The organism is Terrabacter terrigena (genome assembly GCF_042676085.1).
Classification (GTDB): domain Bacteria; phylum Actinomycetota; class Actinomycetes; order Actinomycetales; family Dermatophilaceae; genus Terrabacter; species Terrabacter terrigena.
Genome location: NZ_JBHTKH010000013.1, coordinates 1 through 19,561 on the forward strand (window position 1 = coordinate 1; position 19,561 = coordinate 19,561).

Genomic DNA, 19,561 nt, shown 5'->3' on the forward strand with positions numbered 1-19,561 from the left:
CCCCTGGCCTGTGGGCGAGACGTCCGTGACGAACGTCTTCGCCAAGCACCGGCTGCACCACAACCTCAAGACCCACCGCATCTGGACCAGCACCCAGATCCCCGACGGCGGCCTGCAGTGGACCACCCTCACCGGCCGCACCTACACCACCTACCCCAAGAACTGGCGCGAGGGCGTGCCCCCGCCACCAGGCATGCGACCGCCTGATTCGGTTGCGGCGGAAGATGATCCGTCGGAAGAGTCAGTGTGCACGACCACCTCCGACGACGACCCACCACCGTTCTGAGCCGCACCGAGACCGAACGCACGGGATTGGTGAGGTCATCGCCCTCGGTAGAACCACGGTTGCCTCGAGCGTGCCCCGGGGACAGTCCCGAGGTCTGAGGCCGGGGCGACGGTGGTCGAGCTCGGTCCTGAAGGAAACTAGGCGCCGTGCGCCGCGACGTGCCAGAGACGTCCTTCACCCCGGATGCCCGGCAGGGCGTCGCGGATCGAGCGCTCGGCGAGCTCGGGGGCCACACCCAGGTCGACGGCATACCTCAGGGCCACGGCCGGGGTGCGCTGGCTGCCCAGCCGGCAGTGCACGAGCACTCGCTTGCCCTCGGCGCGGAACTGGCGCAGCGCCGACGAGGCGTCGTCGAGGACGAAGTCGAGGTGAGGGTTGGAGTCCTCGTGCTCGCCGTCGTTGATCCAGAACTCGATGTGGTCGCGGGCGGTCATGCCCTCGGCCGGGATGTCGTCGAGCCCGAGGGGGCAGAGGGACACGATGGCCTGCACCCCGAGCTCGCGAACCCGGCCGAGGTCGGTGATCGTGCCGAGCACGATGTCGGGGTCGATCGGGTGGGGGAGGCCAAGGGAGGGGATGCCGGGGTCGGCCATCGTCTCCACCGACGGCCAGACTCCCGGACGCCGGCCGCCGAGCGACACCGACACAGCCAGCTCGACGAGGTCGTGGGCGCGCAGACCGGGCCAGCCGTGCACCATGCGGCGCCACTGGGTGGGCACCGCCGAAGCGCCGTAGCGCGCGCCGAGGAGCGAGCCCGCCATGGCGGCCACCGTGTCGGTGTCGTGGCCGGCCCGCACCGCGGCCTGCAGTCCACGCTGCAGGTGCATGGCCGAGCCGTCGCCACGGTCGGTCGTGGTGATGGCCGCCCAGGCGTCCTGCAGGGCCGTCACCGTGAAGCCGTTGTTGCCGAACTGACCGGGCTCGGCGCCGGTGGCAGCCTCGATCCAGTCGCCCCACCTGCCGACGTTGGCGGCGCTGACGAGGTCGAGGCCGGCCGTGAGGTCGAGACGTCCCTCGGTGACGGCGACCCGGATGGCCTCCGACCACAGCACCGCCGAGTCGCCGGCGAGGGGGTCGGCGTGCGTGAGGAGGGCGATCGCGCGGGCGGCACGGGCCGTGGCGTGGCGGTCGTCAAGCGCCGACAACCCGACGATCGGGGTACGCATCAGGGCGCCGTTGCCCGCGGTGAGGCCCGTGCGGGCGTGCAGCGCTTCGCTCGCGGCTGTGAGCCGCTCGTGCGGTGAGCCCTGCAGGGTCTTCGCGTCGGTCAGCACCGCCTGCGTCTGCACGCCGACGTCCGTGGCGCCACCGTCGAGCCACGCCGTGAACGCGTCCGAGATGGCGTCGAGTGCCTTGGCCGAGGTGAGGTCGAGGCCCTCCGCAGCCACGCGCGCGACGCAGAGCGTCATCTGCGTGTCGTCGCTCCACTCGCCAGGGTCGTACGGCCCGAGGCCCCCGCCCTTCATGACCGCCTCGCCGACGGGTGGGGCCGCCATCTCGTAGGGCACGCCAAGCGCGTCACCACAGGCCTCGCCGAGCAGCACTCCGGCTGCGCGGTCCATGGCGAGGGGCCGGATCGACACGGTCTCTCCTCGTGCTCGGGCCACGTGACGGTCAGTGGCGGCGGGTGTCTCGTCGAGAGAAAAATACCGGTCCGTATGCCGTCACCCCGCCGGCGGGACCGCGCGTCGGACAACCCCCGCGTACGCCGTAGGCTTCTCGCGTGCTCCAACCCCTGACCATCGTGCTGCTCGTCGCGTGCGGGGTGCTGGGCCTGCTGGCCGCCCACCACCTCCTGCGCCGCCGTCTCGTCGACGACCCGATCGTCCTCGTGGGCGCCGCCCTCGAGCTCGCGTTGCTCGTCCAGCTCGTCGTCGGGCTCACCCGGGCGTCGGCGATCGGCGACGGGGCCGAGCGCGCCACGTTCATCGCGTACCTCTTCACGGTGCTGCTCGTCGTCCCGGCGGTGGTGGTGATCGCCGTCAAGGAGAAGACGCAGTGGGCGATGGGCGTCGTCCTCGGCGGTGCCGTCGTCGTCGCGATCCTCGTGGCCCGCCTGCAGCAGGTCTGGACGCTCAATGTCTGAGGCTCACACGGAACCGACCGAACCCACCGAACCGACGGACGGCCCGGCGAGCGGGCCCGCCCCCGCCGACCGACCCCACACCGGGCACGGGTTCGGGCGCCTGCTCGTCGCCGTCTACGGGCTGCTCGCCCTGGCCGCGACCGGACGCTCGGTCCTCCAGATCACCGAGTACTTCGACCGTGCCCCGGTGCCCTTCCTCCTGTCGGCGCTCGCCGCTCTCATCTACCTCGTCGCTACCGTCGGCCTCGCCCGAGGCGACCGGGCATCCGTGCGGCTGGCCACCATCGCCCTCACCATCGAGCTGCTCGGCGTCCTCGTCGTGGGCACCTGGTCGCTGGCGCAGCCCGAGGCCTTTCCCGAGAAGACGGTCTGGTCACACTTCGGGTCGGGCTACGGCTACGTGCCGCTGCTGCTACCCGTCCTGGGCCTCTGGTGGATCCGTCGCACCGCCCGCGCGGCCGCTGCCTCCGACGCGGGGGCCGCCGCGTCCGGGCCGCGCGATGACGGCGACCAGGCCGGTACGAACCCTGCGCGGTCCGCGGACTGACGACGCGCCGATAGGGTTGCGGCCATGACCGAGCAGACCCCTGCCCCCGCGCCGACCTCCGCGCCGACGCCCGATCCCGGGTCCGTGACAGCGACCGTCGCCGGCCCGCTGACGGTCCGTGAGATCAGCGCCGACGAGGCCGTCGACACGCTCCTCGAGCTCGGCGGCAGCTTCCTGCAGACGCCCGCGTGGGGCCGGGCCAAGCAGGGCTGGCGCCGCACCCACCTCGGCTGGTTCGACGGCGACGGAGCACGGGTCGGCGCCGGCCTGGTGCTCTCCCGCACGATCCCGCGGCTCTCGCACTCGTACGCCTACCTGCCCGAGGGACCCGGTCTGCCGTGGGACGTCGTCGCCGCCGACCCGGCCCGCTGGCTCGACCCGCTCGTCGCCTGGGCCAAGGGGCGCAAGGCCTTCGCCCTGCGACTCGGCTACCCGGTCGTCTCGCGCATCTGGGACCGCGAGCCCGTGAAGAAGCAGGTGGTCGAGAACGGCCTCCTCAGCTTCAAGAGCCTGCCGACAGCGGTCGACAACCCGACGGCGCGCACGCTCGAGGCGTGGCTCGACCGCAACGGCTGGCTTCCCCTCGGCGCGGACGGCGTGGCGGTCGGTCAGCCCCGCCTGCTCTGCATCGTCGACCTGCGTGGGCGCACCGAGGCCGAGCTGCTCAAGGGCATGAACCAGCAGTGGCGCCGCAACGTCAAGAAGGCCGAGAAGGCGGGCGTGCAGGTGCGCGCCGTCGGCCCCGAGGGCCTCGACACCTTCCACGAGCTCTACGTCGAGTCGGCCGAGCGTGACAACTTCCTGCCGCGGCCCAAGGCGTACTTCGACGCGATGGTCCGTGCCTTCGACTCCGAGGGCGCCGGCACCGCGGGCGACGAGCCGCGCGTGTCAGCCCGCTTCTACGAGGCGCACGTCGACGGCGACGTGCTCGCGTCGGCCCTGATGATCCGCTTCGGCCGCACGTTCTCCTACGTCTACGGGGGCTCGACCGAGCGCAACCGTGACGCACGCGCGTCGAACGCCCTGCAGTGGCAGGCGATGCGCGACGCCGCGGCGGCCGGCTGCGAGGCGTACGACTTCCGTGGGTTCAACACCTCGCTCGGTGCCACGAGCCCCCTCACGGGGCTGCTGCTCTTCAAGCTCGGCGCGGGTGCCGACGTCGTCGAGATGGTGGGGGAGCGAGAGCTCGTCATCAGCCGCTTCTGGCACTTCGCCTTCGCGAGGGCCATGGCGGCACGGATCGCGATCAACAAGCGCCGCAAGGCCGCCCGTGCCAGCACCGACGCCGCCGACGCAGCCGACGTCTGACGCGACGCCCGAGGTGGCGGTCTAGCGACGCTGGATGTCGTAGTACGGGCTGACGTAGCAGTTCGCATAGCCGCGACCCTGCTGCGAGGTGAGCACGATGCCGTCCACGAGGATGCGGCAGGAGACGGCCCCACGGTCGCCCGACCCCGTCGGGTCGTAGATCCGCACCCGGAGGCTGTAGTAGTCGTTGCTCGACACGTTCTTGCCGATCGCCGTCTCGAACGCGAGCGGCGCCGTGCGCACGGGGTAGTCGTAGCGCGTGTGGCGGGCGTCGGAGAGCGAGACCTCGACGCGCGCCCCGCCGGCGGCGTAGGACTCGAAACGGATCGTCCTGGCGTCGGTCGGAACCGGGGTGACCGGGATGTCCGGCACCGTGACTATGGCCGGTGGGGCCGTCTGTGCTGAACGCGTCGGCAGGGCCGACGGCGGCCGAGACGCGGGTGGTGACGTCGCGCCGGGCAGGGGTGGGACGACGATCGACCGCGGGGGAGCGAGCACCGGGCGTGACGACGTGGGACGCACGCGGGTTGCCCCTGCGCTCGCCCGAGCCACGGGGTCGAGGCCGTCGCCGAGGCGCGCCAACGCCCAGAAGCCGGCCGGGACGAGCAGCCCGGCGACGATCGCCACGACGTGCCAGGTCTGCAGGCGGCCGCCGAGGACGCGAGCGGCGTGACCGCTGCCGAGCTCCACCGTGCGCGGACCCGGCCTCGTCGTCGGGCCGGTGGGCGGTGGCGTGGTTCGCGGGGGGTGCGGCCCGGCGCGCTGCGGCACCCAGCTGGGCTCGGCCGGCGTCTCGCGCCCGAAGGACGTGTCGTATGCCGGACGCCCCGCGGGAGCGTCCGCATCGTCAGGCAGGTCGGCGGGCGCCGCCGGGTCCGTGGGCGGCATCGCGTCTGCCATGCCGATGGCGCCGTCTCCCGTCGTGTCGCGCGTCGGATCCGGATGGTCGGCAGGTGGGTCCGATGGCTGGTCTGACATGTGGTCCCCTGTCTTCTCCTACGGCCCGCGCCGCTGGCGCGGGCGTTCTCCCTGTCGTTCGGGTGGCGTTGCGTCACATCGCGGGCGAGCAGGCCGCCGTCTCGGTGCCGTTGCCGATGGCCACGAGCTTCTCGCCGGCGTAGACGCGGCACTGAAGCCGGACCGTGGGCGAGGAGATGCTCGCCGTGACCTGGATGGTCGTGGGGCGCTCGTCCATGTGGATCTCGGTGGCGTAGGGCAGCACCCCGGTCGTCCGCTCGATGGGAATCCCGTTCGCATCGGCCTGGACGTCGATGGCCGTGCCCTCGTCGCCGACGATCTCCACCCGTAGCGACGTCGTGTCCGCGGGCACGGGCTCGACCTTCGGTGATCCCGTCAACGGGGCAGCCACGGAGGAGCTGTCGAGCTGGTTCTCCACCCAGACGCCCGGCACCCCACCGAGGCCCTCGTCTCCCATCGGCAGGTCTCCGCCCATGGGCATCTCGACGCCGGTGCCGCTGCCGCCCGTGGAGCCGTAGTCGAGCGAGCCGCCCGAGAAGAAACCGAGCATGGCCGGCACGAGCACGAGCCCCGCCAGCACCTTGGCGCCGAGTGACGCGTTGCCGCGGCGGGGAGCCGGCTCGTAGGGGCGGTTCGGCGGCGTGGCCAGGACCGGGCCCGGCTGCACCTGCGGCTGCCAGGAGCTGGTCGACGGTGTCGACGACGCCGAGGAGGCCGAGGTGGAGAAGGGCTCGACTGGCCGCGGCGCCCACGCCTCGGGCGGCAGTGCCGTCCCCGAGGCGGCACCCACAGCTGCACCAGCACCGGCTCCGCCGTCGTCCGGAAAGGCGACATGACGGTCGTGCTGGGGGTCCGGGAGCTCCGGGCGGTGGGAGTCGGTCAACGCTGCCTCGTTTCGGGTCGGCACCACGGTAGGTCCTGTGCCACGCGGTTCGTCGCAGATCTGACCTCCGTCATGCACCTGGAGTTCCCACCGGACCGGAAGAGTCGAGGGCGTCAGTCGGCTCCCGGACGCCAGCCACACGGCGCCCACGCGCTCGGCTCCGGCGAGGTCGCCCGCCACCCCAGGACGGATATCCGTTCGGAGGCACCGGGGCGGCGCGCCTATCCTGTCGGTCATGTCCGACGAGCCCGCGAACGCCCCCGCGCGCTCGCGGCCACCGCGACGTCGCGGATCCGGACCGCGTGTCCTGACTCCCGAGCAGCGAGAAGCACGACGTACGGCGCGCGCGGCGACGGTGCCACCGATCACCTATCCCCAGCACCTCCCCGTCGTCGACCGCCGTGACGACATCGCCGATGCCATCCGCGACAACCAGGTCGTCGTCATCGCGGGCGAGACGGGATCGGGCAAGACGACCCAGATCCCCAAGATCTGCCTCGAGCTCGGGCGTGGCCTCGACGGCGTCATCGGCCACACGCAGCCGCGGCGCATCGCCGCCCGTGCGGTGGCCGAACGACTCTCCGACGAGCTGGGCGTCGAGCTCGGCACCGCCGTCGGCTACCAGGTGCGGTTCACCGACCAGAGCAGCCGCGACACGCTCGTCAAGGTGATGACCGACGGCATCCTGCTCGCCGAGATGCAGCGAGACCGCGAGCTACGGCGCTACGACACGATCATCATCGACGAGGCCCACGAGCGCAGCCTCAACATCGACTTCATCCTCGGCTACCTCAAGCAGCTGCTGCCACGCCGACCCGACCTCAAGGTCGTCATCACCTCGGCCACGATCGACCCCGAGAAGTTCGCCCAGCACTTCGCCGACCCCGCGACGGGCGAGCCCGCACCGATCATCGAGGTCTCGGGTCGCACGTTCCCTGTCGAGCTCCGCTACCGCCCGCTGGTCGACCCCGACCGTCCCGGCGACGACGAGCGCGACATGGTCACCGGTGTCTGCGAGGCCGTCGAGGAGCTGTGGACCGAACGCCACACCGGGTCGAGCAGCGACATCCTCGTCTTCTTCTCCGGCGAGCGCGAGATCCGTGACGCCGCCGATGCGCTGAACGGCATGAAGCTGCCGGTCACCGAGGTCGTGCCGCTCTACGGCCGGCTCTCCGCGGCCGAGCAGCACCGGGTGTTCGCGCCGCACACCGGTCGGCGAATCGTCTTGGCGACCAACGTCGCCGAGACCTCGCTCACCGTCCCCGGCATTCGCTACGTCATCGACACCGGCACGGCGCGCATCAGCCGCTACAGCCAGCGCACCAAGGTCCAGCGCCTGCCCATCGAGCCGATCAGCCAGGCGTCGGCCAACCAGCGCAGCGGCCGGTGCGGGCGAGTCGCCGACGGCATCGCGATCCGGCTCTACTCCGAGGACGACTACGACAGCCGGCCCGAGTTCACCGACCCCGAGATCCTCCGCACGAACCTCGCCTCGGTCATCCTCCAGATGACGAGCCTCGGCCTCGGTGACATCGCACGCTTCCCGTTCGTCGACCCGCCCGACTCGCGCCAGATCGTCGACGGCGTCAGGCTCCTCGAGGAGCTCCAGGCGTTCGAGCCCGAGGACGACACCCAGCCCACGGGTCGAGGTCGCCGCCGCCCGGGACGCCGCCTCACGGCATACGGCCGCACCATCGCCACGCTGCCCATCGACCCGCGCCACGCGCGCATGGTGGTCGAGGCCGACAAGCGCGGGGTGCTCCGCGAGGTGCTGGTCATCGTCGCCGCACTGTCGATCCAGGACCCGCGCGAGCGGCCGCAGGACAAGCAGGAGCTCGCGAACGCGTCGCACAAGCGCTTCGCCGACGAGACCAGCGACTTCGTCGGCTGGCTCAACCTCTGGAGCTACCTCAAGGAGCAGCAGAAGGCCTTGAGCTCAAGCGCTTTCCGCCGCATGTGCAAGGCCGAGTTCCTCCACTACCTCCGCGTCCGCGAGTGGCAGGACCTCCACACCCAGGTGAAGCAGGCGGCCAAGCAGGCCGGCCTCGACGTCAGCCGCGGCAGCGCCCACGGCGAGCTCGACACGGACGCCGTGCACCAGTCCCTGCTCGCCGGGCTGCTCTCGCACGTCGGCGTGCGCGACGAGCAGAAGCGGGAGTATGCCGGCGCGCGAGGTGCGCGCTTCGGCATCAGTCCCGGGTCGGCGCTCTTCCGCAAGCAGCCCCAGTTCGTCATGGCCGAGGAGCTCGTCGAGACCACGCGCCTCTGGGCCCGGATGAACGCGCGTATCGACCCGGGGTGGGCCGAGCAGCTCGGTGAGCACCTCGTGAAGCGGCAGTACTCCGAGCCACGGTGGTCGGGCCGTCGCGGCTCGGCGGTCGCGACCGAGCGGGTCACCCTGTACGGCGTGCCGCTGGTCGTCGGTCGCCTCGTCGGGCTCGGTCGCATCGATCCCGAGCTGGCCCGTGACCTGTTCATCCGGCACGCCCTCGTCGAGGGGGACTGGCACACCGAGCACGCCTTCCTGCGCGAGAACGCCGCGCTCGTCGAGCGCCTCGGCGAGCTCGAGGCGCGCACTCGGCGGCGCGACATCGTGGTCGACGACAGCACCCTCGTTGCCTTCTACGACAAGCGGATCCCGGCAGAGGTGGTGTCGGGGCGCCACTTCGACACGTGGTGGAAGAAGGCGCGACGCGAGACCCCCGACCTGCTCACGTTCACGGAGGAGCTGCTGCTCCGCGAGACGGCCGGAAGCCTCGCCGACGACGACCACCCGACCACGTGGACCCAGGGTGAGAACGTCCTGCCGGTCACGTACCAGTTCGAGCCCGGGTCCGAGCAGGACGGCGTGACGGTCCACATCCCCGTCGACCGCCTCAACCAGGTCACGGCCGACGGCTTCGACTGGCAGGTGCCGGGCTTCCGCGAGGAGCTCGTCACAGCGCTGATCCGAAGCCTTCCCAAGGGGATTCGCCGAAACCTCGTCCCCGCCCCCGACCACGCCCGCGCCGTCCTGCCCGAGCTCGAGCCGTCGAGCGGCCCGTTGCTTCCCGTCCTCGCGGCGGTGCTGCGCCGTAGGGCCGGCGTGGCCGTGAGCCCCGACGACTTCGAGGTCGAGCGTGTTCCCGCCCACCTCAGGGTGACCTTCCAGGTCGAGGGGCCGGACGGGAGGGCCGTCGCCACGGGCAAGGACCTCGAGGCCGTCCGCGAGGTCGCCACTCCGCAGCTGCGCCGACAGGTGAGCCGGGCCGGCTCCGGAGTCGAGCGCAGGGGCCTGACCCAGTTCCCCGACGAAGGGGTCGCGCCGTCGTTCGAGAGCTCCAACGGCATCCAGGGCTTCCCGGCGCTCGTCGACACGGGTGCGGCGGTCGACCTGCGGGTGCTGCCCACACGGGCCGAGGCCGATGCCGAGCACCGCCTCGGGGTTCGGCGGCTGCTGCTCCTCGGCATCACGCCGCCGTGGAAGCAGATCCTCGCGCGGCTGACCAACACCCAGAAGCTCGCGCTGGGCCACAACCCGCACGGCAGCGTTCCCGCCCTGCTCGACGACTGTCTCGCAGCGGCGATCGACGCGATCCGCGACGACGCGGTGACCGAGCGCGCCGACCACACGGTGCGCACTCGCGAGGACTACGAGTGGGCGCTGTCGGCGGTCCGCACGCACACGACCGCCAAGGTCGTGCAGGTCGTCGGCCTCGTCGAGCCGATCCTCGCGAAGCACCTCGCCCTGACGAACCGCCTCGCCGAGCTCGACCGGTCGAGCAGTCCGGCGATCCGGCCGATGCTCGCCGACGTGCGTGCCCAGCTGCGTGAGCTGGTGCGCCCCGGGTTCGTCGCGGACACCGGGCTGCGCCGCCTGCCCGACCTCGACCGCTACCTGCGCGGCATCGCGCACCGTCTCGACAAGGCCCCTGCCAACCTCGCCCGCGACGCCCAGGCCCTCGACCAGGTCGACCTCGTCGAGGGCCGCTACGCCGACCTGCTCGACTCGCTCCGACCCACCCAGCGAGGTTCGGCCGACGTCGTCGACATCGGCTGGATGATCGAGGAGCTGCGCGTCTCGCTCTTCGCGCAGACGGTCGGCACGGCCTACAGCGTCTCGCCCCAGCGCATCCTCAAGGCGATCGCGAAGGTCGGCGCCTGACCGGCGTCTTCAACCCCGGCAAGGTGCTCTGACGGTCCCCGGAGTCCGCGACCTCGCGCCCGTGCGGCTGGCGGACGGGCGCACCCTCGCCGTACCCAGGTGGGCGACCCCGCCGTCCGGCCGCGTTTGCGCAGCGGCCTCGCCACACGGCACCCGTCCTCGGGAGACATGGGGAATCATGGGTGGGAGCGGGACGTTGGACGTGAGGACCGCGTACGACGAAAGGCCACACCGTGCAGGACCCGACCGAGCTCTTCCAGTTCGAGAGCGACACCTCGCCGAGCATGCTCCAGGAGCTGCAGGCCTCGGTGCTCGTCGTCGCCCTCGGGGGATTCATCGACGCCGGCCACACGCAACGCCTGATGGCCGACCACATCCTCGAGACCCACGAGTCGCGGGTCATCGCGTCCTTCGACGTCGACCAGCTCCTCGACTACCGGGGCCGCCGCCCCGTGATGGTCTTCGACCGCGACCACTGGACGAGCTACGACGACCCGAGCCTGCTGCTGCACCGCGTCGTCGACAAGGAGGGCGTGCCGTTCCTGCTGCTCGTGGGGCCCGAGCCCGACTACCAGTGGAACCGCATGGTCGAGGCGACGACCCAGCTCATCAAGACCTTCGGCGTCGACCTCACCGTCAGCGTGCACGGCATCCCGATGGCGGTGCCGCACACGCGCCCGCTGGGCGTGACGGCGCACGGCACCAACCCGCGCCTCATCGTCGGCAACGACCCGGCGTTCGGCCAGGTGCAGGTGCCTGCGAGCTTCTCGTCCCTCCTCGAGTTCCGGCTCGGTGAGTCCGGCCGCGACGCCATCGGGTTCGCGGTGCACGTGCCGCACTACCTCGGCCAGAGCGAGTTCGCCGACGCCGCCGTGCTCGGGCTGGAGCGCGTGCGCGCCGCCACCGGTCTCGACCTCGACCTGCGCGACCTCGCCGCAGCAGCCGGGTTGAACCGCGCCGAGATCGCCCGCCAGATGGAGGAGAGCGACGAGATCACAGCGGTGGTCCGGGCGCTCGAACAGCAGTACGACACCTTCCTCGAGGGACGCCAGCAGCGCAGCCTGCTCGCGACCGACCTCTCCGAGCTGCCGACGGCTGACGAGATCGGCGCCGAGTTCGAGGCCTTCCTCAAGGACGTCGCCGACGACGACGCCGACCACCCCGAGGACGGACCCGGCAGCACCCGGGCCTGACGCCCCTCAACCGTCGAGAGGCCACCTGTGGCCCCTGACGCACGTCGAGGCAGGCCAACGGCGGCTCAGGCCTTGGCCTCGCTCCAGCGGCGCACGACGGAGGTGTCGGCGACGAAGCGGACCTCGTCGGTGCCGGCCCACGTCCGCGCCGCGCTGACGAGGGTCTGCTCGACGGCCCGGGCGGCGGCGTCGGCGTGCTGCTCGGGCACGTGGACGAGGAGCTCGTCGTGCAGGCACAGCACGATCTGTCCACCCAGCGGGCGCACGGCGTGGCGCACCGTCGCCGCCCACGCCTTGAAGAGCTCCGCCGCTGATCCCTGGATGACCGCGTTGCGGGCGTAACGCCCACGCGCCGCGTCCGCGCCGGTGGCCGAGAACTCGCCCGCGCCCGGCGAGCCGGCGGCGACGTCCTCTCCCGGGGCGCCGGCGACGGGCACGGCACCGAAGCGGATGAGCCGACCGCCCCACGTGCGCACGGGCCGGCGCGCGACCCCGTCGGCGTACGCCCGGTCGAGCAGCCCCATCGCCACCGGGTAGGCGCGCTCGAGGTCCTTGAGCGCCTCACCGGCCGCGCCGGACCGCTGGCCGTACATCGCGGCCAGCACGGCCACCTTGGCCTTGGGACGGTCGGCCCCCAGCTTCGCGGCGACCGGTGCGTAGAGGTCGTCGGCGCGGGTCGCCTCGGCGAAGGCGCGGTCGGCGCTGACGACCGCCAGCACCCGAGGCTCGATCTGGCCCAGGTCGGCTCTGACGAACACGTGGCCCGGGGCGGCGCAGATCGCGGGCCGCAGCGGTGCCGGCAGGTTGTGCAGGCCGTTCTGCGCGGTCATCCGGCCCGCGGCGCCGTCGCACGCCGTCCAGCCGCCACGGAGCCTGTCGTCGGGGCCGACGTGCTCGTCGAGCCAGCGGTAGCCGTAGGTCGTCGCGATGCGCTCGTCCTTGCGCCAGCGCAGCAGGGCGTCGACGAGCGGGTGCGTGTGGCGGTACGGCTCGAGCACCCAGGCTCGCGTGTTGGGCACGTCGACCCCGACCGACAGCAGCAGCTCGCGCACCTGGCCCGGGTTGCGCAGGTCGGCGCCCTGACGCCCCCGTGCGTGGCGCAGCACCGCGTCGTCGCGCTCGGCCCGGATCGCTGCAGCGTGGGCGTCGTCGCGAGCCCGCGGGCCGGCCGAGGCCGCGATGAGGTCCTCGGCGGCTCCCCGGTCGACAGGCAGACCGTCACGCTCGAGCTCGAGGCAGAGCACGGCGGCGGCCGACTCGGACCAGACGGTTCGCTCGAGCCTCGCGGCGTGCGCACCCCCGATGCGCTCCAGTGCCTCGCGCTGGGCGCCCTGGCACTCGAGGGCGAGCTGCGCGAGCTCGCGGAGGCGGGTGTCGTCGGTGGCCCTGGTCAGGGCGTCGGGAACCAGGTGGCCGTCGGCCGTGAAGATGGAAGCGTCGTCGCCGGCCGCGACGTCGAACAGGTCGCCGTCGAAACCGCTCAGTCGTGGCGCCCGCGGGGCCGGCACCTGCGACTCGTCGAGGTCGCGGCACCCCGCGACCACGTGGCCGGGCGTGGCCCACCAGCCGCCGTGGATGATCCGGTGCGCCTCGGCGAGGTCCCAGGTGCGGTTGACCTCGACACCGGATGCCAGGACGTCGCGCAAGGTGGCCCCGGCCGACCAGACGACCCAGCGGGGCGCCAACCGTGCGTTGGCCTCGACGAAGCGTCGGGTCGCCTCGGCGAGCGGCCACGGCTCGTCGACACCCGGACCGACGGCATACGCCCCTGACGGACCCAGCACGAGCGCGACGAGAGGCGCCCCGGAAGCCTTGTCAGGCAAGGGAGTTCGCGATGCGCTGGATGGCCTCTCGGAGGATGTCGGGCGAGGTGCCGTAGTTGAGCCGCGCGCAGGTGCTGTTGCCGGGGCCGAAGATCGGGCCGGGGGAGAGGGCGACGCGGGAACGCCGGAGCAGCTCGAGCGCCGGGTCGGGGCCGAGACCGAGTGCGTCGAGGTCGAGCCAGGCGAGGAACGTCGCCTCCGGCAGGACGAGACGGACGCCGGGCAGGTGCTCGGCGACGAGCGCGGCGAGCAGGTGGCGGTTGTCGTCGAGCTCACCGACGAGCCGGTGCACCCACTCGCGCCCGTCGCGGTAGGCGGCGGTCTGCGCGACGACGCCGAGGTGGCTGGCGCCGTAGGTCAGGAACGGGTGCAGGCGACGAAGGTCACCGACGGCCTCGGCACCGGGCACCACGACGGCGGCCTTGAGCCCGGCGAGGTTCCAGGACTTGGAGGCGGAGGTGACGGCAAGTCCGCGCTCGGTGCCCGCGACCATGAGGTACGGAACGAAGGTGCTCGTGGGCATGACGAGCGGGCCATGGACCTCGTCGGACACGACACGCACCCCGTGGGCGTCGGCCAGCCCGGCCAGGGCCGCGAGCTCCTCGGCCGTGTGAACCGTTCCGGTCGGGTTGTGCGGGTTGGACAGCAGGTATGCCGTCGGCTCACCCGTCGCGGTCAGCTCACCGAAAACCGTTGCAAGACGGTCGAGGTCGAGCCGGTGCCCGGGGGTGAGCGGAACCTCGACGACACGGCGACCGCACGCCTCGATCACCTCGAAGAAGGCGTTGTAGGCCGGCACGCTGGTCACGACCGGGCCGCCCGGGTCGGTGAACAGACGGAGCAGGTGCGCGACACCCGAGAGCACGTCGGCGACGCCCACCGCCGAGCGCGCGTCGACGTGCCAGCCCCACTCGGCGGCCACGAACGAGGCGAAGGCCTCGATGTAGCCCTGGTTCATCGCGTAGCCGGTGTCGCCGCGACCGACGGCGACCCGGACCGCCTCGACGACGGGTGGGCACGGAGTGCAGTCCATCTCGGCGATCCACATCGGGATGACGTCGTCGTCGTAGCGGCCCCACTTGACGGAGCTGCGCTCCCGACGCAGCTGCGCCAGTGGGACGGACAGGATCGGTGCCTCGCCACCGGCCTGCTGCACCTCGTCGCGCGTCTCACCCATGGGGTGACCCTACGAGACCGACCGACATCGGTCGGGCACGGCACCGTCCTGGTGGCGACACGCCGACCGTGGGTAGGGAGGTGGCAGGACGACGGCATCCGGCGACGCCATCGCCGACGCATCCGGCATACGGTGGCGTGGGCGGGCCGGCCGGGCCGCACAGAGCGACTTCGAGCAAAGGGTGGAGCCCGTGGGCATGTTCGGTTGGGGCAGGGACGAGACCGTCGAGGCGTCGGACGCGACGGCCAAGCGGGTCCGCGACGCCAAGAACGCCGGGGCCCTCGAACGCGCTGCACAGCCGGTCGAAGGCGGGCTCTCCGGCGCCGCCACGCGGCTCGTCGAGAGGCTGCTCGACGTGGGCATCGACGGCAAGGGCCCGTTCGAGTCGGCTCACCGGGTCGCGGAGAAGGCGCTCGAGCAGGCCCACGGCGACCGGGACCAAGCGCTCCGGATCCTGATGCGCGACCACCGTCAGCTCGGCGCCGTCGGCGGCTTCGCCACGGGGCTCGGTGGGTTCTTCACCATGCCGATCTCCCTGCCCGCCAACGTTCTCGAGTTCTACCTGCTCGCCACGCGCATGACGGCCGCGACCGCGAAGGTGCGGGGCTACGACGTCGACCAGCCAGAGATCCGTTCGGCCGTGCTGCTCACCCTCACGGGCGCCGACAGCGACGACCTGCTCAAGAAAGCAGGTCTGCAGGCTGCGGGCGGCAAGCTGTCGTCCCTCGCCTTCGAGCGGCTCCCGGCACCCGCACTCATGGTCCTCAACAAGGCGGTGGGTTTCCGGCTGCTCGGACGCATCGGGCAGGGCACCTTCGCCAAGCTCGGCCGCGCCGTCCCGCTCGTCGGGGGCCTGATCGGCGCCGGCGTCGACGTCTACATGCTCGGACGCATCGGCAAGCAGGCCGCCAAGGAGTTCCCGCCGGTCGAGACCTTCGGCCGTTGAGCGGCCGCCTGAGCGTCAGGAGCGCGCACATCACCGTTTCGCAACACCGGCTCCAGCGGGGAATCGCCTCACCGACCCACTCGTTGGGCCGGGCATGAAGACCGCATCCCGCATCAAGATGGCCGCGACCGTCGCGTCGGTCGTGCGTGCCTCCACGCGTCCCGGCGCCCCCGGCATCGCCCAACGGGTGCAGGCGGTGCCACGCCTCGTGCGGGCGGCGCTCGAGGGCACGTATGCCGGCACGACCTTTCGCCGCCTCGGCCTCGTGGCGGCGGCCGTCGTCTACGTCGCCTCGCCCGTCGACCTGCTGCCGGAGGCCTTCCTCCCGGTGCTGGGTGCCGCCGACGACGCCGTCGTGATCACGTGGGCCATCAAGGCGTTCCTCGAGGAGACCGACCGCTTCATCGCGTGGGAGGCCGGGCAGGGGCTGCACCGCCCGCGTGCCGACCGCAGAGCACCCGGGCCGGTGAGTGAGACCGTCGCCGGCGAGGCGCTCCCGTCGACCGCCCAGCCCGCCGTTCGGGCCTGGGCTGGCGGGGTGAGCGACGGGCGACGGCGCGACCGCGACACGACGGGTGCCGCAGCTCCCGGCCGCTCCGACCGCGGGCGGCTGCCCGAGGGCGCGCGGCAGGCGGCGACCGACTACGTCCTCGAGTCGGTGCGCAAGCGCCTGGAGCGCTGAGCTCCCGGCCCGGCAGCGCCTTCGCGCGGCAGGTTCGCCGCAGCGATCCACACCTCTTCCGCCCCGGCGCCCTTCGTCCACAGGCGTGCTGGCCGGCCTGTCGGGCCCTGGTCGGCGCGGCCACGCTCGAGACATGCCGAAGATCTCGTTGTCCGGGCCAGCCGAGCTGCTGACCATCATCCCGTTCCACCTCGGGTTCCAGCCCGAGCGCAGCGTCGTCGTGGTCTGCTTCCACGGCAAGCGGCTCGGACTCGTGGCTCGGGTCGACGCCGTCGACCACCCCCTCGCGTCGGAGTCCGCCGCCCAGCTGCTGCCGACCGTCCTCGAGAGCTCGCCGTCGTCCGTGGCCGTCGTCGGCTTCGAGGACGAGCCCGACCAGTCGCTGCCGGTGCTCGAGGAGCTCGTCGACGGCCTCGAGCACGACAGCGTCCTCGTGCGGGAGCGACTGGTCGTGCGGGACGGGAGGTGGCGCTCGATCGGCTGCGACTGCTGTCCCGACGAGGGTTGGCTCCTGCCCGAGCAGGCGGACGTGCCGGCCGTGGCGAGCTACGTGGCACTCGGCCACGCCGTGCTGCCCGACCGAGCGGGTCTCGCCCGGCTCGTCGAGCCACTCGACGCCTCCGCCCCACGTCATGCACTCACCCTGGCCGCCGTCGACGACTGGCAGCGCCGGTACGCCGACACCGGGGGATCGGTGTCGGGCTCGGGGGGCGTCCGTTCCACCGGGTCCGCGAAGAGGCGTAGCTCCGCCGGCAGTGGTCTGAGCGTGCTCGACGGCGGCGATCTCTCGGCGCGTCAGTTCCTCGTCAACGACGCGCTCGTCGCCTGGGGAGGTCTGCTGCACGGTGAGATCGAGGGCTTCGGGCTGGAGCACTGGCTCCCGGCCGTCGTCGGACCCCTGCGCGACATCGAGTTCCGCGATGCGCTCCTGGGGTGGCTCTGCCCCGGCTCGGTCTCCCTGGGCTCGTTCCCGGAGGAGCTGGTCACCATGCTCGAGGTGTTCCTCGGGCCCGACCTTCGCATCCTCTCGTCCGCGGGGCCCTCATCATCCTCCGCATCCTTGGCGGACGACCTCGACATCGCGGCGGTCGAGCGGTCGAGGGTCGGCGCTGACTGGGAGGCGTGGGATGAGGCCGCGGCGCCGCGCCTGATGCTCTCGCGGCTCGAGGAGGTGTGCCGCATCACGCCGGCCGCGCACGCCGCTCCGGTGCTCTCGGTCCTCGCGTCACTCGCGTGGTGGTGCGGTGACGGAGCCCGAGCCGGCATCGCCGCCGACCGGGCCCTCGAGCTCGAGCCCGACCACAGACTGAGCCTGCTGGTCAGGCAGTCCCTCGACCACGGTCTCCGGCCGCCGGCCTGCGCCTGAAGAGCCGCCTCACCCCGGCCGGGCGAGCCTCCGACGAGCCCCTGACGACGGCGTCCATGTCGTGGAACGGAGCCTCTGCTGCGGCGCGGGGCTCGGTTATGGTGGGCACAGGTCATGAGTACCAGCGACAAGCCCCGGCTCGCTGGTCGGCAACCCTCCGTCGCGGTGGGGTGCCCCGGGTGAAGACCTGGCCGCACCCGAACCGGGTGTGCGCAAGCGCGAAACACCGAGGAGTGCCTTGATGACCGTCACGCACCGGAAGCAGAGCACGCGCCGTCTCGCGCGCCCGGCTGCCCCGGACACCGCGGTGGCAGGCGGGTCCCATCCGGCCGGTCACGAACGCGCCCACGAGGAGTCGTCCGGGCGACAGCTGCCGGACGGTGCGTGGCGTGACGGCGACGCGGTGGGCCGACGACAGTTCGAGACCATCGGCGACGTGCAGCTCGAGCGCGGCGGAGTGGTGCCCGACGTCCGCATCGCCTACGAGACGTGGGGGCGTCTCAACGAGGCCGAGGACAACGTCATCCTCGTCGAGCACGCCCTGACCGGCGACAGCCACGTGGTGGGCGAGGCCGGCGACGGTCATGCCTCGCCCGGCTGGTGGAACTCCCTCATCGGGCCGGGCCGCACCGTCGACCCCGACGAGTGGTTCGTCATCGCCGCCAACGTGCTCGGAGGCTGCCAGGGCAGCACCGGCCCCTCGAGCCTCGCCCCTGACGGGCAGGCCTGGGGCAGCAGGTTCCCCTACGTCACGGTGCGTGACCAGGTCGCGGCGGAGCGGGCCCTGCTCGACCGGCTCGGCATCCGCAGGCTCGCGGCTGTCGTCGGTGGCTCGATGGGTGGCATGCGCGCCATCGAGTGGGCCGTCACCCATCCTGAGGACGTCGACCGGTGCATCGTCCTCGCCTCGACGGCCTACGCGACCGCCGACCAGATCGCCTGGTGCCAGCCCCAGCTCCTCGCCATCCGCAACGACCCGGACTTCGCCGGTGGCGACTACTACGCAGGCGACCGCCGACCCGACGCAGGGCTCGGGCTCGCGCGACGCATCGCCCACATCACCTACCGCACCGAGACCGAGCTCGACGAGCGCTTCGGGCGGCAGGCCCAGCTGGGCGAGGACCCGCTGCGCGCCGGCGACCGGGGCCGCTTCGCCGTCGAGTCCTACCTCGACCACCACGCCGGCAAGCTCGCCCGCCGCTTCGACGCGAACTCCTATGTCGTCCTGACCGAGGCCATGAACTCGCACGACGTCGGCCGCGACCGCGGCGGTGTGGAGGCGGCACTGGCGCGCGTCCAGGCCGACTGCACCATCGTCTCCGTCGACACCGACCGGCTCTACCCGCCACGGCTGTCCGACGACCTGCATGCTGCACTGCCGCGGTCGCGTCGCGAGCACATCACGTCGGCGTTCGGGCACGACGGCTTCCTGATCGAGGAGGACCAGGTGGGCCGCATCGTCCGCGCGGCGTTGGAGTGCGGCCGGGTCGGCCACACCCACGATCGCGCCGACGACCACGCCTGAGCGGTCCTGCCGTCCCGGGTGTTTCGGGCCGGCGTGGCCTCCCGCGGGCAGCTCCGCGCCGGCGCGCGCCGTGCGACGTGATTTCGGGTACGGTGCGAGCACTGCTTGTTTCCGTCCCAAGGAGGTCCGGGAAAGTGGCCATCGTCGTTGGTTATGTCGCCACCAAGGAAGGTCGCGCGGCGCTCAAACGAGCCGCCGAGGAATGCGTCCTGCGAGGCACGAAGCTCGTCGTCATCAGCTCCCACAGGGGGGGCAAGGACTTCGACGCCAACGAGGCGAGCCAGTTCGAGACCGAGCTCGCGCGTGTCCAGGCGGTCCTGGAGGAGAAGGGCCTCGAGCACGAGGTGCGCCAGCTCGTCCGCGGCAACGACCCCGCCGAGGACCTCATCTCCGTCGCCGAGGAGGAGAAGGCCGACTTCATCGTCATCGGCCTGCGCCGCCGCAGCCCGGTCGGCAAGCTCATCCTCGGCTCGAACGCCCAGCGCATCCTGCTCGACGCGAGCTGCCCCGTCCTGGCTGTCAAGGGCGACTGACGCCCCCTCGGGCCGCGGCCGGCGCCGGGTTCACCCCACCGGTGCAGGGCCCGCGGCGCGCTGGTCACCCGCGCGTTCGCTCGG

15 protein-coding genes, 1 pseudogene and 1 riboswitch are annotated in these 19,561 nt (G+C 72.4%); of the genes and pseudogenes, 11 read left to right on the forward strand and 5 right to left on the reverse strand.

Translation table 11 applies throughout. From position 1 onward, the window contains the following. A pseudogene (locus ACFQ2V_RS16575) lies at window positions 1-286 on the forward strand (HNH endonuclease signature motif containing protein); the annotation flags it as partial. A gap of 137 nt (window positions 287-423) precedes the next feature. On the opposite strand, the gene ACFQ2V_RS16580 reads toward ACFQ2V_RS16575, so the two are convergent. Further along, the gene (locus ACFQ2V_RS16580) at window positions 424-1,869 is read right to left on the reverse strand and encodes an ADP-ribosylglycohydrolase family protein (protein WP_386053961.1); all 1,446 of its coding nucleotides are present in this window, start codon (window positions 1,867-1,869) and stop codon (window positions 424-426) included. Between the two features lie 140 nt (window positions 1,870-2,009). On the opposite strand from ACFQ2V_RS16580, the gene ACFQ2V_RS16585 reads away from it, so the two are divergent. From ACFQ2V_RS16585 to ACFQ2V_RS16595, 3 genes are read left to right on the forward strand one after another with little or no spacing between them, the layout of a single operon-like run. Then, window positions 2,010-2,372, forward strand: a complete 363-nt coding sequence (locus ACFQ2V_RS16585) for a hypothetical protein (protein ID WP_386053962.1) — start codon at window positions 2,010-2,012, stop codon at window positions 2,370-2,372. After that, window positions 2,365-2,919 (forward strand): hypothetical protein, encoded by a 555-nt coding sequence (locus ACFQ2V_RS16590; RefSeq protein WP_386053963.1) that lies wholly within the window; start codon window positions 2,365-2,367, stop codon window positions 2,917-2,919. Before ACFQ2V_RS16585 ends, ACFQ2V_RS16590 begins: the two co-directional genes overlap by 8 nt. A gap of 24 nt (window positions 2,920-2,943) precedes the next feature. Beyond that, a complete protein-coding gene (locus ACFQ2V_RS16595) occupies window positions 2,944-4,227 on the forward strand; it encodes a lipid II:glycine glycyltransferase FemX (RefSeq protein ID WP_386053964.1) in 1,284 nt (427 codons plus the stop codon). A 21-nt stretch (window positions 4,228-4,248) separates the two neighbouring features. On the opposite strand, the gene ACFQ2V_RS16600 is transcribed toward ACFQ2V_RS16595, so the two are convergent. Both ACFQ2V_RS16600 and ACFQ2V_RS16605 read right to left on the reverse strand, forming a co-directional pair. Continuing rightward, window positions 4,249-5,205: a hypothetical protein gene (locus tag ACFQ2V_RS16600; RefSeq protein ID WP_386053965.1), complete on the reverse strand. Its 957-nt coding sequence runs from the start codon at window positions 5,203-5,205 to the stop codon at window positions 4,249-4,251. Window positions 5,206-5,278: 73 nt separating this feature from the next. Further along, window positions 5,279-6,088 (reverse strand): hypothetical protein, encoded by an 810-nt coding sequence (locus ACFQ2V_RS16605; RefSeq protein WP_386053966.1) that lies wholly within the window; start codon window positions 6,086-6,088, stop codon window positions 5,279-5,281. Window positions 6,089-6,323: 235 nt separating this feature from the next. Here ACFQ2V_RS16605 and hrpA point away from each other — a divergent pair, with 235 nt between their 5' ends. Together hrpA and ACFQ2V_RS16615 are read left to right on the forward strand one after the other, a co-directional pair. Continuing rightward, window positions 6,324-10,232, forward strand: a complete 3,909-nt coding sequence (gene hrpA, locus ACFQ2V_RS16610; protein WP_386053967.1) for an ATP-dependent RNA helicase HrpA — start codon at window positions 6,324-6,326, stop codon at window positions 10,230-10,232. Window positions 10,233-10,465: 233 nt separating this feature from the next. Next, window positions 10,466-11,425, forward strand: a complete 960-nt coding sequence (locus ACFQ2V_RS16615) for a PAC2 family protein (protein WP_386053968.1) — start codon at window positions 10,466-10,468, stop codon at window positions 11,423-11,425. 65 nt (window positions 11,426-11,490) lie between these two features. Here the strand turns inward: ACFQ2V_RS16615 and ACFQ2V_RS16620 are convergent, their stop codons facing one another. Together ACFQ2V_RS16620 and ACFQ2V_RS16625 are read right to left on the reverse strand one after the other, a co-directional pair. Beyond that, window positions 11,491-13,248, reverse strand: a complete 1,758-nt coding sequence (locus tag ACFQ2V_RS16620) for a DNA polymerase (RefSeq protein WP_386053969.1) — start codon at window positions 13,246-13,248, stop codon at window positions 11,491-11,493. Continuing rightward, window positions 13,241-14,425, reverse strand: coding sequence for a MalY/PatB family protein (locus ACFQ2V_RS16625; RefSeq protein ID WP_386053970.1), 1,185 nt, complete (start codon window positions 14,423-14,425; stop codon window positions 13,241-13,243). Before ACFQ2V_RS16625 ends, ACFQ2V_RS16620 begins: the two co-directional genes overlap by 8 nt. Window positions 14,426-14,615: 190 nt before the next feature. Between ACFQ2V_RS16625 and ACFQ2V_RS16630 the strand changes: the two genes are divergently transcribed. The 5 genes from ACFQ2V_RS16630 (at window position 14,616) to ACFQ2V_RS16650 (ending at window position 19,477) form a co-directional block, all read left to right on the forward strand. Further along, on the forward strand, window positions 14,616-15,371 hold the full coding sequence (locus tag ACFQ2V_RS16630; protein WP_386053971.1) for an EcsC family protein: 756 nt from the start codon (window positions 14,616-14,618) through the stop codon (window positions 15,369-15,371). Between the two features lie 94 nt (window positions 15,372-15,465). After that, window positions 15,466-16,053 carry a YkvA family protein gene (locus tag ACFQ2V_RS16635; RefSeq protein WP_386053972.1) on the forward strand — a complete coding sequence of 196 codons (588 nt, stop codon included), beginning with the start codon at window positions 15,466-15,468 and terminating at the stop codon, window positions 16,051-16,053. Between the two features lie 133 nt (window positions 16,054-16,186). Beyond that, window positions 16,187-17,419, forward strand: a complete 1,233-nt coding sequence (locus ACFQ2V_RS16640; RefSeq protein ID WP_386053973.1) for a DUF4192 domain-containing protein — start codon at window positions 16,187-16,189, stop codon at window positions 17,417-17,419. 110 nt (window positions 17,420-17,529) lie between these two features. Continuing rightward, a riboswitch (SAM riboswitch) is annotated at window positions 17,530-17,644 on the forward strand. A 16-nt stretch (window positions 17,645-17,660) separates the two neighbouring features. Continuing rightward, the gene (metX, locus tag ACFQ2V_RS16645; protein WP_386053974.1) at window positions 17,661-18,944 is read left to right on the forward strand and encodes a homoserine O-acetyltransferase MetX; all 1,284 of its coding nucleotides are present in this window, start codon (window positions 17,661-17,663) and stop codon (window positions 18,942-18,944) included. 134 nt (window positions 18,945-19,078) lie between these two features. After that, window positions 19,079-19,477 (forward strand): universal stress protein, encoded by a 399-nt coding sequence (locus tag ACFQ2V_RS16650; protein WP_386053975.1) that lies wholly within the window; start codon window positions 19,079-19,081, stop codon window positions 19,475-19,477. Window positions 19,478-19,561: the final 84 nt, after the last annotated feature.